Here is a 15,063-nt window from a genome sequence, read left to right as displayed (position 1 = left end):
TCCCACCTCCGCACAGTTGAGTAGGGCTGTAAAAGCTGATGAAATCAGCGTAGTAGAGCCCACTCAACCACTGCGTCATGCAGTTATTTCTATCAAATATCGAAGGCTGGATAATTTTTCCAGCTTTTTTTGATGCTCTTTATTTCTTTCAAATAGACGCGATACCCATTGACAGCGCTTTCTTATAATGCTAAAATGAAGCTGTATTTCCTATAAAATTTTTACAGGAAAAAATTCTCCTAGGAAGGTGTAGATCCTAGGAGAAAATTACATATAAAGGTTATTGCCCCTCTTTATCTTGGGCTACCCAGACACTGACGGAGCGCTCTGCCACTGGGAATTCAGCAGTACCGTCTTCTTGGACTTGGACGGTTTCGCTACAATTTTCTAGTACATCATAGTAGGTGAGGCCTGCGTAGGATGAGCCGATCTCCATGACTTTTGTAGCAGCTTGGTTATTGGAAATCAAGCAGGCGATTGGTGCTGATTCTTCTGAACCTGAACGTGTCCAACCGATGCAATTAGGATCATCGAAGTAGTCCGTTTCTTCCCCATAGGCCAGATCTTTACGAACCCATAAGAGTCGATCGAGGACCCCTTGGAAACTTTCTTGCGCAAATTGGCCCTCGATACCGTAGTAGTCTCCATAGAAGACACAAGGCAAACCAGCTTCACGAAGTAAGATCAAGGCATAGGCTGCAGGCTTAAACCATTCTTGGATGGTAGATTCCAAGGCTTGCCCTCGTTGGGTATCATGGTTGTCCACAAAGGTTACGGCCTGTTCAGGATGATTGAGCGCTAGTGTTCCGTCAAAAATAGTTCGAAGGTCGAAATTTTCACCTTCTTGACTAGCTCGGAAGAGATTTTGGTGGAGGGCCACATCGATCAAGTCGTATAAGTAGTCAATGCTTTCCAAGTACTCATCGTTGGTTTCTGTGTCCCCATTCCAAAATTCACCAAAGACGTAGAAATCTTCACCATATTTTTTGGTGATATTGTGGATGAAATTCTTCATAAAGAAGGAGTCAATGTGTTTGACTGCATCCAGACGGAAGCCCTCAACCCCTGTTGTTTCGATAAACCATTCAGCCCATTGGTCGAGATTTTCTACAACCTCGGGATGTTTGAAATCGATATCGGCGTACATGAGGTAATCGTAGTTTCCGTTTTCCTTGTCAACCAGATCTCCATGGGCCCAACCTTTGTTGTCCCCTTGGATTTGGTAGATCCCACTTTTATTACGTGAAGCATCGTAGTCCGTACCGGTGAAGTGGTACCAATGCCAGTGGAAGTCATTATAGGCGCCATTTCGGCCATCAAAGGTGAATTTGGTCCATCCTTGAATGGTGAAAGGTTCGGTAAGGATCTTGTTTCGATCCATCGGATCGACCTCAACGACCTCGAATTCTTCTAAGCCATCTGCAGCAGCTTTGTGGTTAAGAACGACATCGGCCATTGGTTGAATCCCTGCATCTTTGAGGGCTTGAATGGCTTGAAGATAATCGTCTTTGAAACCGTATTTGGTACGAACCGTTCCTTTTTGATCGAACTCGCCCAAATCAAAGAGGTCATAGACTCCGTACCCAACGTCATTGTTAGATGTAGCTTTAAAGGCAGGTGGCATCCAGACTTTACGAATACCCAAGTCTGCTAAGTGTTGCGCATCTTCAGCAAGACGCGTCCAGTGGTTCCCATCAGCGGGCAAATACCACTCAAAATATTGCATTAAGGTTTGATTTTCCATTTTTATTTCTTCTTTCATGTGAATGTCCCTATTTTACCAAAAATAGTTGGATGGGACAAACGTTTGCGCTGGAAGCAAGCCCTTTCTAGAAAAGAAATCGCATACATGAAAGAAATGAAGTGAGAATATAACATAATAGAGTCAGGCTCCGCTAGGACTGACTTTGAAAATGGTGAAAGGAGACCATTTTATGAAAAAAACAACTCTTGTTTCTCTACTCGTTGCAGGTTTACTGATTAGCCCTGCTGTACTCGCCCAGCATGTGCAAGCAGACCAAGTAAGCAGCACAACTACTGAGGAGACGGTTACTCCTTCTACGGCAAGTCCTGAAGTTACTGAAACAGTGACCTCAACACAAGGAGACACTAAAGAAACCGTACATCCTGAAAAAGTGGAAGAGGTTTCAGAAACTAACAGACCAACCACTTCGCCAACCGCTCCGACAACTACTCCGACGACTGAGCTACATGAAGAACCTGCGTCAAGTCCAGCGGTAGTGAGCGCCCCAACTGTTGAGTCCACTCTAGCCAATCAGCCAAGCCCTGCGCCTGCGACGCCTACCGTTGGCAGTCAAGAGGTGAGCACAGCTCCAAAAGTAACCCAAGGAGACTTGGCTGAAATTACTGGTGCAACTGTAACCGATCAGGATCGTGAAAAAGAAGTCACTGTGACGGAGGCAGTCAATCAACTATTGAACTGGGCTTCTACCAAGGAAAATCAAGTCGGATCTACTGATAAAGACCGATTAGCTTTTGCCAAGAGCCTAGGGATGGTCAAGGAAGGAGTGGAGGGCTCTGCTCCAGTCACTAATCTCACTTCGATGGTTGATGTAGCCAAACAGCTCCGTGCCGCTTACCGAGCTGACAAGAAGACACCTCTCTTTTTGAATGGCAAAGCACAACCTATTTTCCCATTTACGCCAGGGGACGATCCGGAGCATTACTCCTATGACAAGAGTGACATCGTCCGCTATATTGTCTATGTGGAAACTGATTATGATACGGATGGAGATGGCAAGCCTGACTTGGTCAAGACCTTCGTGCAGGTGCCAAAAGCTGCTGTCAATGGGGACTATAAAGCTGCGACCATTTTTGAAGCTAGTCCTTATGTAACAGGAACAACAGAAGAGCGTACCTTAGAGGCAATTGGTCTCAAAGAAGGTGGAAACTTCGATATGGCCAAGCTCTATGAAAAACCTGCCAAACGCCAAGCAACCAAGACTGTTACGACAGAAGAAGTAGCCAAAGCAACTGATCCAAAGGATTGGTACTACGTCAATCCACGTGAAAGCTCTGAAGATTATACGCATTATGATTATGAAAATCTCAACTGGTACAATTATTTCTTAGTTCGTGGTTATGCAGTGGTGACCAGTAGTGGTTTGGGCTCAAAAGGATCAGACGGGATCAATACGACCGGCTCTGACCTTGAAGTAGCTGCTTATAAAAATATCGTTGAGTGGCTCAATGGCAAACGCAAAGCTTACTCAGATAAGACTAGCAACCAGGAAGTCAAGGCGGACTGGTCCAACGGAAACGTCGCCATGACAGGCTTATCTTGGGCAGGTACGACAACATTTGGTGTAGCTTCTACTGGTGTGGAAGGCCTAAAGACCATTGTGCCAGCTGCAGGGATTGCTAGTTGGTATGACCATTTCAACAGCCAAGGATCTCCTCTTGATACCGGAGCTTCCAATGACCTATCTTGGCTGTCTGTCTATACCTCAGGCCGAATCCTTGATAAGGAAGATTGGGACAAGGTCAAGGATTACTATGCAGCCTATATCACCAAACTCAATGAGCTCCAACACAAGGATGGTCATAATTACAACGAAGAATATGCCAAACGCGACTACACCTTAAATGCAAGCAACTTAAAGGCGGCCCCTCTCATTATCCAAGGGCTCAATGATGACAATGTCAAACCAAAACATTTTGAACTCATGCTGGAAGCCTATAAGAAGGCGGGGATTGATCCCAAGGTCTTGCTCCACCAGGGCAATCACATCTATCCATCTACTCGTTGGTCAGGGACAGAAGTCGCAGGCCAAGCCTTTAATGACCTGATGAATCTCTGGTATAGCCATTACCTCTACGGTATTGAAAATGGGATTGAAAACCTTCCACAAGTAACAGCTCAGGACAATCTAGATCCAAGTAAATGGCGTCGTTTTGATAAATGGGATACCAACAATGCCATCTCCGCTCGAATCTACTCTAAACGGGAGGATGTGACAGTAACTGGCGATTACTATGGTACAGGAAATAACTGGACTACACGTAACCAGGATGCGGCCTTCCATTCCTCAGAAGTAGCGGCTTCCTATGCAGCCACCGTCGACCAAGATACGACCATCAAAGGTCATATTCCGGTGCATTTTAGCGCAGCTTTTGTCAAGGGAGACAAGAACCATGCCCATGTCAGTGCGACTCTGATGGATGTTTCCGATGAGGAATTTGATGTGGTCAAGGAAGAAATCACCTATGATAAAGATGGCTACAGCACGCGCACATTGGAAAAAGAAACCATCGATGAGACAGGCTACTGGAATGGTAGCAACCTTGAAACCTTGCCTCTCAAACGTTACAAGACCCACAAGGTTAAGAGTGTGGTGATTGCGCGTGGTTGGATGAATCTGGCCAATCCAGCATCTCGCTATGACTCAGCAAGTTCTAGTCATTCTATTGATCTGAAAGAAAATGAATATCATGATTACACCATGTATCTGCAACCAAATCTCTATACAGTGAAAAAAGGCCATCGACTGGTTTTGAGTTTGCACACCTATGATCCGGATTACATCTATTTTGCAGATCCTTATGAAGTGACCTTCAAGACAGATTCTATTTCTGCAACGATTCCAATCGTAGAAAACAGTCGGTCTCTCTTGTTCCGTTATCAACCGAGCGAAAAAGATACAGAGTATGCCACATTGGCAGATCGGATCTTGCCAATTGCAACCATTCAACCAAAAGTAGATCCTGAACAAGACCCAAGTCCAGTAGATCAAGCAGAAAAACCAATTGTTCCAAGTAATCCAATGACGCCAACTAATCCAGCTGCTTCTGAAATCCCTCAAAAACCAAGCCATGGTCGGGATCCGATGGACTTCCGTAAGGAACAAAAAGAAGAAACTGCACAAGAATTGGCTCAAAGAGCTGATAAAGATAAGATCGAAGCGACAAGCCAACCGAGCCTTCCAAAAACAGGTCAAGCAACAAGCCCTTGGACTCTCTTTGGCTTCCTAGGACTCATGCTCACCAGCCTCTTGTCACTTGGCAAAGCTCACAAAGATGAATAATAGAAAAAAGGATGGAGAGAAAGTGAAAACCACCAATAGAGAGAGCATCGAAACGATTTTTACCGAAGCCTTGGCGATTCCAAGCTTCACCAACACGGAGACCGAGCAAGGAATCGAAGCTTACCTGGATCAACGGATTGGCCAGATCCCCTATTTCAAGGAACATCCGGACCACTTTGGGCGCTATCAGGTGCCTCAGGATCACTTGCATCGGTCGGTCAATTGGGCCTTGGTCGATAAGGGCAAGAAAAAAACAGTTATCCTTTTCCACCACCATGATACAGTCGATTTAGAAGACTATGGAAATTTGTCGGAGATCGCGCTCGATTCTGATCAAGTAGCAGAAGCCTTGAAAACATTGGATAGGCGACCCGATATGCAGGCAGATTTAGCTTCTGGAGAATGGAAATTTGGCAGAGGCTCTTGCGATATGAAAGCAGCCTTGGCCCTGCAATTGGGAGTTCTGGAAGCCTATGCAGCAGCTCCCTCAGAAGGTCAGGTCAATCTGCTCTATCTCTCTGTTGGAGATGAGGAATCCTATTCACGTGGGATGCGAGGAGCTTTGGGTCTCCTCACAGATTTGCAGGAAACCTTTGATCTGAATTATGTATTAGCAGTGGATTCAGAGCCCTTTGAATCGGAAGTAGGAAAAGAAAAGGTCCTTCACATTGGTACAGTTGGCAAACTCATGCCGGTCGTTGTGGCGCAAGGTGTCTTGTCCCATATGAAGGAGCCCCTCAAAGGGATCAATGCCTTGTCGCTCCTAGTAGCCATCGCAAGCCAGCTAGATCTTCATCCCGATCTGGCAGATCAGGCGTTGGGAGAAACGTCTCCCCTTCCTTCTTGGTCCTATCTCAGAGATTTGAAGGAGCAGTACGATGTATCGACCGTGCTGTATGCGGCTGGTTATTTCAGTGTGTTGCATTTGAAGAAAACACCCCAAGAGCTCTTGCAACGAATCTATGAGCATAGTCAAGAGGCCTTGGACGCCTTTTACAAGAAGTACGAGCATTTGCAGGATCAGGCAGGACAAGACCACATTATTGCAAGGCCAAGAGTCATCACCTATCAAGAACTAGAGGAACGTTGCCAAGCCTTAGAGGGCTACCAAGCCTTTAGAGAAGCTTCTAATAAAAAAGCGGAGCAAGATTTTCGTAATGGGACCAGCTACCAAAGCCTTGCGATTCAGCAAATCCAGCGACTCCTTGAGTTTCTCGGAGATAAAGATCCCATGGTGGTCATCGGTTTTGCGCCCCCATATTATCCTTCCATGAATTGCCGCTTTTTAGACAATACCGATTTCAATATCGTGTCCCTCATCACTGATTACCGCGAGTATCTGGACACAAGAGGTTACCTCTTAAAAGTCGAAGAATACTTTTTGGGGATTAACGACACCAGTTATTGTGCCTTGGAAAAGGATGTGGCTTCTTATCAAGTCGTCCTAGATAGCCTAGCCACACCAGCCCAGGTCTATGATCTGGATCTGGAAAAAATTGCCCAAATTCAGGTTCCGGCAGTTAATCTAGGACCATGGGGTAAAGAATTGCATAAGCGAGGAGAGCGGGTCTACAAAGAAGACTTCTTGGAGACCATTCCAAACTATCTGCTAGAATTGCTCTACCATTTCGATGATCGCTTATCAACAGAATAAGAAAAAACGGTCCCAATGAGGATCAATTAGGGAGTTAGCATGATTACATTTCACGGAGTTACCAAAGATTACGATGGGGATATTGCCCTCAACCACTTGAATCTGACCATCGAAGATGGGCAAATTGTCGGACTGATTGGCCACAACGGAGCTGGCAAGTCCACAACCATCAAGAGCCTGGTCAGTGTCATCACCCCAACCACTGGATCCATTGAAGTGGATGGTCAGGACCTCTATAGCCATCGACTGGCGATCAAAAAGAAGATCGGTTATGTGGCAGATTCGCCAGATCTTTTCTTGCGTCTCACAGCCAATGAATTCTGGGAGTTGGTTGCGACTTCTTATGATATGAGTCAGAAAGATTGTGATCAACGCTTGGAAGAGCTTCTTAGGATCTTTGATTTTCAGAGCCACCGTTATGAAGTGATTGAATCCTTTTCACATGGGATGCGCCAGAAGGTCTTCGTCATTGCAGCCCTCTTGTCAGATCCAGATATCTGGGTATTGGACGAACCCATGACCGGTTTGGACCCACAGGCTTCTTACGATTTAAAACAAATGATGCGCCAGCATGCGGATCGCGGCAAGACGGTTATTTTCTCTACCCACGTCTTAGAAGTGGCCGAACAACTCTGTGATAAAATCGCCATTCTCAAAAAGGGTAATCTCATTTTCTATGGGACGATCGAGGAATTGAAGGGCCAACATCCCGAACAAAGTCTGGAAAGTATCTATCTCAGCCTAGCGGGTCGTAAGGAAGAAGGTGGCGATCATGCGTCTTAAGATTATCCAGCAACTGGTCAATGTCAATATCATCTATGCCAGTCAGCCCGCTCAGATCGCAAAATTACGTGCCAAACAGGCCAAAAAACCGGACGTCAAACTCAATGTCGCCCGCAAATCGGTGCTCAACTACCTCTTTTTAGGATTGGTCTATTTCCTCATATTTGGCTTGCTCTTTAGCATCTATGATTTTGTCCATCAACCAGCCTTCTTTGTCAATATGGTCGCCCTCTTTTCCTTGATGACCATTTCCCAAGGCTTTATGAGTTTTTACAATGTCTTTTATGAAAGCAAGGACCTCCAGTTTTACCGGCCCTATGCCTTCTCAGATGCGGAAGTCATTGCTGGAAAGAGTATCTCGGTCATCCTGACCCTCCTCATGGCTATCCTTCCCTTGGTCAGCTATTTTCTGATTCTGCCTGTCCAAGCAGGCGGCTTCAATCCGTTAGGGATCCTGCTAGGCCTCTTTTGTGCCTTAATTCTCTTAGGCGTTCTCTTTTTAGCGACGATCATCCTAGCTCATTTGATTACCAAGACCGTGTTTTTTAAAAAACATACGACCCTGGTCTCCAACATCATGGTCGGAATTGGTTCCCTTCTGAGTCTAGGAGCTTATCTCTATCTCAATCTAGTCCAAACTCACCGGGTAGAGGTGTCGGGTGGAACGGATATTCCCATTCTATTTCCACCTTTTACGGCTTTTCATCAGTTCATCCTCAATCCTTTTGATGGAGAAGCGCTCCTGGGCCTCTTAGGCTGGATCCTGGTGCTTTTGGTCTTGATTGGCCTGGTTCGCAAAATCGTGATCCCGCAGTTCTATGATGCGGCCCTTGCAGTTGCGACCAACCAAACCGTTAAAGAGCGCGTGAAAGTGCTCCATGTGGGTCAGAAAGACTCCTTTAGACGATTTGTCATTCAGTATCATCGCAGACTCTTGAGCGATGGAACCCTTATGGTGCAAGTCCTCTTGATGATGAGTATTCTGCCATATATTTTCCTCCTCAGTGGAGCAGCAGGAGCATCAAAAAATATAGGGGGCCTCAGTCCTTACTTAACACCCCAGTATCTGGTACCACTGACCCTTGTTGCCATCTTGATCGGTGTTTTCAATAGTTTTGGAGGCTTGACCAGTATCGGTATTTCGCTAGAGCGCGAAAACTTTGAATACTTGAGATCGCTCCCTATTGATTTTAAACGCTATCTCTTTATGAAATTTTGGTTGCTCTATCTGGTGCAATCCATTCTTCCTGTCATTCTTCTGGTTGGTGTTTGTCTCTATTTTGGTGTGCATCCCTTGGCCATCCTTGCCATGTTGCTGATCTGGGTCGTAACCACCATTCCGATCTGCATTCGAGACTATGTCAAAGATTTTCAAAATTTTAGTACCAATTGGACCAATATCACAGAGTTGATGACCCGTCATCGTGGGAATGCAGTTCTTCAGTCTATCCTCTTGATTGTCTTTATCTTTGTGATGTTTCTCTTGATCATTGTTAGCTTCATTTGGACCTATCATTCCGTCAGCACCCTGCTGGCTGTGATCCTTTATAGTGTCATCCTGCTAATCGGAGCTGGGATCAGTTCGACCATCTACCGCAAAAAAATCCGCACTCTCTACCAAGAGATCGGAGAATAAAAAGAGAGAGTAGGACAGAAATCGGTCATTCGTTAGAATTCGGTTTCGTCGTCCCACCTCCGCACAGTTGAGTAGGGCTGTAAAGTTGATGAAATCAGCTTAGTAGAGCCCACTCAACCACTGCGTCTTGCTCGACAATCCAAAAACAATTGAGAGGCTAGGACTTTTGTCCTAGCCTCTTTTTAGTGGTAACTTAAATCTCATATCCCATGAGGAGCCCGCCTTCTTCGGCGTAGAAACTACAAAGTCCGGAAGTAGGAAGGACTTCGATGTTTGCACGGGCAAATTTTTCACGAACCAATTCAGAGAATTGCTCGATAAACTTTTCATTGTTGCGGTGGGCGATGGTGATATGTCCACCATTATAGCCTGCCTTGATTAATTCATCAAAAGCAGCCTTGATCGCTTTCTTTTGGCCCCGTGCTTTTTGGAGTAGCTCAAGAGTACCCGTCTTACTAGCTTCCCCAACCATACGGATATTGAGGAGCCCGACAACTGTCCCGATCAATTTGCTGAGACGCCCATTTTTGACCAGATTATCAACCTTGGCCAAAACAAAGAGCAACTTCGTCTTAGACTGGTAGGTCGTGATCACATCGACCACTTGATCAAAATCGAGGCCTTCAGCGACCAACTGATTGAGCTTGCGAACGATCAGGTCCACCTCACCCCCAGCTGACAAGCTATTAATGACGTGGATATTGGTATTCGGATGCTCTTCTAGATAAATCTTCTTGGCCACCTCAGCACTATTGTAGCTACCTGAAAGGGTTCCAGTGATGGTCACAACGACAATATTTTCAGCCCCTTCAAAAGACTTCATGTAGTCATCAGGACTCGGACAGGCAGACTTAGAAGCTGTCGTAGTCGCATACATCTTCTCCATCATCTGATCTATATTGAGTTGGGCGTCATCTGTGTAGATAGTCTCTCCCACTTGGATGGTCAATGGGACACTGACAAACTCCGTATCCGGTGCCAGATTGTCCAAAGAGCGGTAGTCACAGCCTGAATCCGCAATAATTTTCCATTTCATCAGTTCATACCTCATAATTGTATAAAAATGTACATTGACAAGTAGTATGTCTTCTTTTACAATTATATCATGAAGTACAATGCTATCCAAGCAGATATCATCAGGTGAGACAGATAGAAAGTAAATGTTATGGCAGAAAGAAAAATATCCGAGAAATCCTTGGAAAATCTCAAACGATTTAACCGAGAAAACAATGCGATTACACGAGAATCCATCGAAATCTCTCTCCTGCAATTGCTGGAGAAAAAAGATCTAAAAAAGATCACTATCTCTGAGCTGGTTCAGCGTGCCGGTGTCTCTCGCGCGGCCTTTTACCGAAATTATGACTCCAAGGAAGAGATTCTAGAGTCCATCTTTCAATCTAGTATCGCAAAGATTACCAAGTCTTTAGATGGCTATAACCTTAAGACAGACCTCTACCAAGTCTGGGTCTACCTCTTTAAGGAAGTCAAGAAGGAAGCCAAGATAATTAGTCTAGCCATTGATTACAATTTCGAACGGCTCTTGACCAAGGCAGTCTATGACTTTTTAGAAAAACGAAATGGCAGCTCCTCGAATGGCGCTGGTAGCTACCTCAATTCCTTCTGGAGCTCAGCCATTGTCTCTGTCATCTCCAAATGGATTAAGGATGGCATGAAGATCCCCGCTGAGAAGATCGCGACCCTAGGGCTCCCCCTCTTTCCACAAAAGAAGAAGTAATCACCACCGAGAGGTGGTTTTTTTCTTGCAACTATTTCCAACTAGTGAGGAAGTTGCCCCAGTCGAAAAATTTCGGTATCATGGTAGGAGTTGACTACGAGCGTGGAGGTTGAAATGAAACGAGTGAAAAAGAAAGTAGTAGGATTGCTAGTCCTTTTAGTAAGTATAGGATCTTTCTACTTGTTGAAGCAAGTTCAAAAGCATGGAAAAACGAGTCAGCAAGAAACCAAGCAGAAATATATTGATGCGAAAACTGAGAAACCTACAATTCATCTTTTTGATGATAATAAATTTGTATTTGTTGCTCAAAAAGATGGGATAGGTGGGATAGCATTCGGTCAAGATTATATTTCGGTCTTGGATGTCCATCAAAAAGAGATCAATCAAAGTATGATTGATAGAGAGAAAAATGGTTCACCTAAAATTGCAAAAGATGAGTATTTTAATATTATTTCTTATGATTTGAATGCGTCTGGCTTTCCAGGTAAAAAGACGGAAGTATATCAATTATTAGGGAAAAAAGAGTATCGAGGCGCGTACGATATCAGTCAGTATTATGCAGATAACAAGGATTACATACCGGTAACTTTGTATAAAGTTGGAAATAATGATAGTAGAAAAATCATAGTTGATATTACGAATCAAAAAATTGAAGATCTTGAAAATTTTGAGGATTATGGAAAATCAACTTTTTCTGCCGCTGAGCAGGAATTGTCAAAGGGGAATGTATATAATAACATTCGACAAGCTATGAAAGAGAAGTACCATTTGAAATTCACTGCTGGTTATATTGATACCTTACTTTCAAAAGAAGATCGTGAAAAGATAGATATTTCCAATACAAATTTTGCACAAGACTATCCGGAAATGGCTAAGGATATAAAGAATTTAGCTCGTTTATATATGAGACCTAAACAGTACTCAACCAAAGAGTGGTTTGATAGAGTTCTTCATTGGTTTGCACCAAAGGGGCAGGATGTGTTAGAGGTCTATGCGACGGATCCAAATACTGGTGAGAAAACACAAATAAAATCCTACGATGAATTGCAGGCTTGGTCTTCTAATCATCCAGACTAGAAAGGGTTAGAAACAATTTGAAAAGAAAAAGTGTTCTAGTAACACTAGTACTAGTAACTTTGTTGCTGATTTGGACGATTGTAAGTCAAAGTTCTTATCAAAGCAAAATCAAATGAGGTTGATAGGAGACTCATCATATCTAATAATTAATAATAACGAAGGAGATTTATGGTTAAAGATTATAAAGAACTAAGAAGACGCTATAATATTCCAGTGATAGTCCTATTGGTCATTCTAGCCTTACCGTTTTTATATATCGTGCAAGTGACCCAAAGTAAAAGGATCGCGACCATTTGTTTTATGATTTACTTACTGATGGAGCTGATTCTAGTTATCATTAAAGATACTCTTTTAGTCAAAAAGTTGAATAGTCTTATCTACGAGGATATCAATCTTGACTTGATGGCAAGCTATATTCTGAACCAAAAAGGAAAGAGTATCAAAACTATTAAAGCGCGTGTACAGATTACCACTATTTTCTATTTCTATAGGATTGGTGACTTTGGATCCATTGAAGCAGTTGTAGACGAACTCAAAAAGAATCAAAAGTTTACAGATGTTGAACAAGTAAAATTAAACGAAATTCTATTGAATGCAAACTTATTTTCTAGACCTGATTTGAAGGAAGATGAGTTCGAGGAATTGCTCTCTGACTATTTAGCAGATTATGAACCACTCAAGATGGCATACAGAGCTCGCTATGATCTACTGGTCAAAAAAGAGCCCAATGATGCTGTTCTAAAGGAAGTGACAAACAACAAGTTCTCTCAATTGGAATCTATGTATCTGAAGGCAGTCAATGAATATCTCAAAGGGAATAGAAATAAGGCAATGGAGCTATTTCGTACCATTGCGAAAGAAGATGAGAGATTGTATCTGGTCCGAATGGCTCAGGCCTATCTAGATAGTGAAAACTCAGGAGAAAAGAGTGTTTCGCTTGATGCAAGACAAGAAGAAGTCACTTTGAAATTATTGCGAATGAAGCTGGTAGAAGTCAAACCAGCTAAATCAACTAAATCCACAAAAGGACTCGCTTTTTTCAAAGGCTGGAAAATCGCTTTACTGTTAATTCCTCCGTTTTTATTGTATGCGATGGTCTTAGTTGTAATAGCCGTCGTCAAAAAAATAGGGTCATTCGTTCTCTCGAAATCTGGAAAATAGATAATTGGACTGAGTAAAATATTGAAATTAACTTTTATAAAAGACTCGTTTGAAAGGAAGATATGCTAAATAGACTATTGAAAACCCCCATTTTAAGTTGTTCAATTATATTTATTATCTGTTCAGTAGCAAGGCTATTCGAATACTTCTATATGAGGACAGATGAAACCTTTTTATCGTAGAATTTTCTACACAAGCTTTTTGGAATACTTTTATTGTGGGGAATTCTTTCAATTAGCAAATTAAGATGGATAGATATTGGTTTTACACCTAATGGAATAATAAGAGGTATAGGAAATGGCCTACTCTTTGGTTTAGTGTGCTCCATCTTTGCATATACAGTTGAGTGTATTGTTCTCTTGTTTCTTCATGACAATGTTCACTTATCATTTTATGCGAGTGGTTTCTCTTTAACTGATGAAAAAGGATCACAAGCAGGCATCTTGTTTATCTTGTTAAGTGTCTTATTTAACCTGATAAACGTGTGGATGGAAGAAGGAGTTTTTCGTGGCCTTTTCACCAAAATTCTTGAAGGGATTTCTTACCGTAAGAGTCTATTCTTTATAGCCTTCCTATTTGGAATATGGCACTTGGCAATGCCTTTCAGAGATTATCTTCAAGGAGAATCGTCACTCTTAAATCTTATTACCATGGGGATTGGCTATGTTATCCTAGCGGGAATGATGAGCATTAAATGGTCCTTACTATACAAAATGACAGGTTCCTTGTGGCTAGGACTAGGAGATCATCTTTTCAACAATCTTGCTTCAAATCTGGTTCATGTTGTCTCAAATTCTGAATCAGATAGCTTGCAGATAGTGAGAATTATTCTTTGGCAGTTGTTGTCATTTGCAATTGTTTTGAACATTTATAAAAGAAAGTCGAAGACTATAGCGAATCAATAATGAAGCTCTTTTAAGAATTTTTGAATCCTATTACATTTTATGAATCAACGATTTAAAAAATTTTTTATAAGGAACTCTAACAAAAGACCCCTATCTCAAACAGGGGTCTTTCTTTATTCTTGGATCATGGCTAGGAGATCCTCTCCTGTAGTGGTTGGAAGGATCCGGACTCGTTTGAGGGAATAGAGGCCATCAGCGGAGCTGGCGAGTCCATTTTTAGTGGTGAGGCCTAGTTTGTAGTCGGCTTTCTTGGCTTGGTCGATCGTGACCTGGCTGTAGCGACCAGATGGGTAGACGATAACGCTGGTATTTTGATCCAGCACCTTATCCAGCAGGCGTTTAGAAGCGACCAGCTCATTTTTTTGGGTCTCAAGACTGGAATTGGCTAGGTCTGGATGATTGACCGTATGGCTTTCAAAGGTCAAGCCAGCATGTTTCATCTCTTTGATTTGGTCAAAGGTCAGGACATTTTCTTTTTCCTTTTGGGTAAAGTCTGTGATGATATTGTTAGTGGCGGTCATCTTGTACTTCCTAAGAAGCGGATAGACAATAGTATAGAAATCTTCGACGCCATCATCAAAGGTCAACCAGACATATTTCTTTCCTTTTGGCACTTCATTTTTTGCGAGGATGCGATAGGCTTCCTCAGGTGTCAGGGTGTAGTAACCCGCTTTTTTCAGGGCCTTTAGTTGGCTTTCAAAGGTTTCTGGATCGACAATCAGATTGGCATTAGCAGCTTCGGACTCAGCCATATTGTGTACAGAGTGGTACATGAGAATGGGCAGTTTGACCGGCTTTTTCACTCGAGTCCACTCGATAGAGGAGCTACCTTCCTCGAGAGAACGCGTCACGGCAGTGCCACTTGTATTCCCGTCACTTGGCTGAGTGATCCGTTTGATCAGAAGAAAGCTACAAATGAAGATACAGACCAGTAGGAAGGCATTGATTCCAAGTAGGGCTTTGATTTTTTTAGGTACTCTTCGTTTACTCATAGTGTCACCGTTTTCATCATTTTCTCTATTGTACCACAAATTCTATGTTCTTTTCCAGAACTTGCTACAGGCAGA

General features: G+C 43.0%; 11 protein-coding genes. 8 read left to right on the top strand and 3 right to left on the bottom strand.

Annotation, left to right across the window (positions count from 1 at the left end):
• Positions 1 to 280 precede the first annotated feature (280 nt).
• Positions 281 to 1,762, bottom strand: coding sequence for an alpha-amylase (locus tag H7T97_RS08215; RefSeq protein ID WP_118095313.1), 1,482 nt, complete (start codon positions 1,760 to 1,762; stop codon positions 281 to 283).
• 172 nt (positions 1,763 to 1,934) lie between these two features.
• Between H7T97_RS08215 and H7T97_RS08210 the strand changes: the two genes are divergently transcribed.
• Genes H7T97_RS08210 through H7T97_RS08195 form a run of 4 tightly spaced genes read left to right on the top strand, consistent with a single transcriptional unit; the run spans position 1,935 to position 9,118 of the window.
• Positions 1,935 to 5,045, top strand: a complete 3,111-nt coding sequence (locus tag H7T97_RS08210) for a CocE/NonD family hydrolase (RefSeq protein WP_155167627.1) — start codon at positions 1,935 to 1,937, stop codon at positions 5,043 to 5,045.
• 22 nt (positions 5,046 to 5,067) lie between these two features.
• Positions 5,068 to 6,699: a M20/M25/M40 family metallo-hydrolase gene (locus tag H7T97_RS08205; protein ID WP_201090016.1), complete on the top strand. Its 1,632-nt coding sequence runs from the start codon at positions 5,068 to 5,070 to the stop codon at positions 6,697 to 6,699.
• A 39-nt stretch (positions 6,700 to 6,738) separates the two neighbouring features.
• The gene (locus H7T97_RS08200) at positions 6,739 to 7,482 is read left to right on the top strand and encodes an ABC transporter ATP-binding protein (RefSeq protein ID WP_155167631.1); all 744 of its coding nucleotides are present in this window, start codon (positions 6,739 to 6,741) and stop codon (positions 7,480 to 7,482) included.
• Complete coding sequence (locus H7T97_RS08195; RefSeq protein WP_201087741.1) at positions 7,472 to 9,118, top strand: hypothetical protein; 1,647 nt, start codon at positions 7,472 to 7,474, stop codon at positions 9,116 to 9,118. The genes H7T97_RS08200 and H7T97_RS08195 overlap by 11 nt, the downstream gene beginning before the upstream one ends.
• A gap of 193 nt (positions 9,119 to 9,311) precedes the next feature.
• On the opposite strand, the gene H7T97_RS08190 is transcribed toward H7T97_RS08195, so the two are convergent.
• Positions 9,312 to 10,154, bottom strand: a complete 843-nt coding sequence (locus H7T97_RS08190; protein WP_201090014.1) for a DegV family protein — start codon at positions 10,152 to 10,154, stop codon at positions 9,312 to 9,314.
• Positions 10,155 to 10,283: 129 nt separating this feature from the next.
• Here H7T97_RS08190 and H7T97_RS08185 point away from each other — a divergent pair, with 129 nt between their 5' ends.
• The 4 genes from H7T97_RS08185 to H7T97_RS08170 all read left to right on the top strand — a co-directional run bounded on the left by H7T97_RS08185 (position 10,284) and on the right by H7T97_RS08170 (position 13,996).
• Positions 10,284 to 10,853, top strand: a complete 570-nt coding sequence (locus H7T97_RS08185) for a TetR/AcrR family transcriptional regulator (RefSeq protein WP_003010925.1) — start codon at positions 10,284 to 10,286, stop codon at positions 10,851 to 10,853.
• Positions 10,854 to 10,967: 114 nt separating this feature from the next.
• Complete coding sequence (locus H7T97_RS08180; RefSeq protein WP_070506246.1) at positions 10,968 to 11,930, top strand: hypothetical protein; 963 nt, start codon at positions 10,968 to 10,970, stop codon at positions 11,928 to 11,930.
• 168 nt (positions 11,931 to 12,098) lie between these two features.
• Positions 12,099 to 13,091 carry a hypothetical protein gene (locus H7T97_RS08175; RefSeq protein WP_070506241.1) on the top strand — a complete coding sequence of 331 codons (993 nt, stop codon included), beginning with the start codon at positions 12,099 to 12,101 and terminating at the stop codon, positions 13,089 to 13,091.
• 215 nt (positions 13,092 to 13,306) lie between these two features.
• Complete coding sequence (locus H7T97_RS08170; protein WP_260314118.1) at positions 13,307 to 13,996, top strand: CPBP family intramembrane glutamic endopeptidase; 690 nt, start codon at positions 13,307 to 13,309, stop codon at positions 13,994 to 13,996.
• 113 nt (positions 13,997 to 14,109) lie between these two features.
• On the opposite strand, the gene H7T97_RS08165 is transcribed toward H7T97_RS08170, so the two are convergent.
• On the bottom strand, positions 14,110 to 14,988 hold the full coding sequence (locus H7T97_RS08165; RefSeq protein WP_250317750.1) for a polysaccharide deacetylase family protein: 879 nt from the start codon (positions 14,986 to 14,988) through the stop codon (positions 14,110 to 14,112).
• Between the last annotated feature and the right edge of the window lie 75 nt (positions 14,989 to 15,063).

This window comes from Streptococcus parasanguinis, assembly GCF_016648925.1.
Taxonomy (GTDB): Bacteria; Bacillota; Bacilli; order Lactobacillales; family Streptococcaceae; genus Streptococcus.
The sequence above is the reverse complement of the archived record's forward strand: the minus strand, read 5'-3'. Positions and strand labels throughout refer to the sequence as shown.

Coding starts and splice junctions, on each gene's coding strand:
- H7T97_RS08195 (WP_201087741.1), top strand. CDS start 7,472: ATGCGTCTTAAGATTATCCAGCAACTGGTCAATGTCAATATCATCTAT.
- H7T97_RS08210 (WP_155167627.1), top strand. CDS start 1,935: ATGAAAAAAACAACTCTTGTTTCTCTACTCGTTGCAGGTTTACTGATT.
- H7T97_RS08180 (WP_070506246.1), top strand. CDS start 10,968: ATGAAACGAGTGAAAAAGAAAGTAGTAGGATTGCTAGTCCTTTTAGTA.
- H7T97_RS08200 (WP_155167631.1), top strand. CDS start 6,739: ATGATTACATTTCACGGAGTTACCAAAGATTACGATGGGGATATTGCC.
- H7T97_RS08185 (WP_003010925.1), top strand. CDS start 10,284: ATGGCAGAAAGAAAAATATCCGAGAAATCCTTGGAAAATCTCAAACGA.
- H7T97_RS08165 (WP_250317750.1), bottom strand. CDS start 14,988: ATGAGTAAACGAAGAGTACCTAAAAAAATCAAAGCCCTACTTGGAATC.
- H7T97_RS08175 (WP_070506241.1), top strand. CDS start 12,099: ATGGTTAAAGATTATAAAGAACTAAGAAGACGCTATAATATTCCAGTG.
- H7T97_RS08215 (WP_118095313.1), bottom strand. CDS start 1,762: ATGAAAGAAGAAATAAAAATGGAAAATCAAACCTTAATGCAATATTTT.
- H7T97_RS08190 (WP_201090014.1), bottom strand. CDS start 10,154: ATGAAATGGAAAATTATTGCGGATTCAGGCTGTGACTACCGCTCTTTG.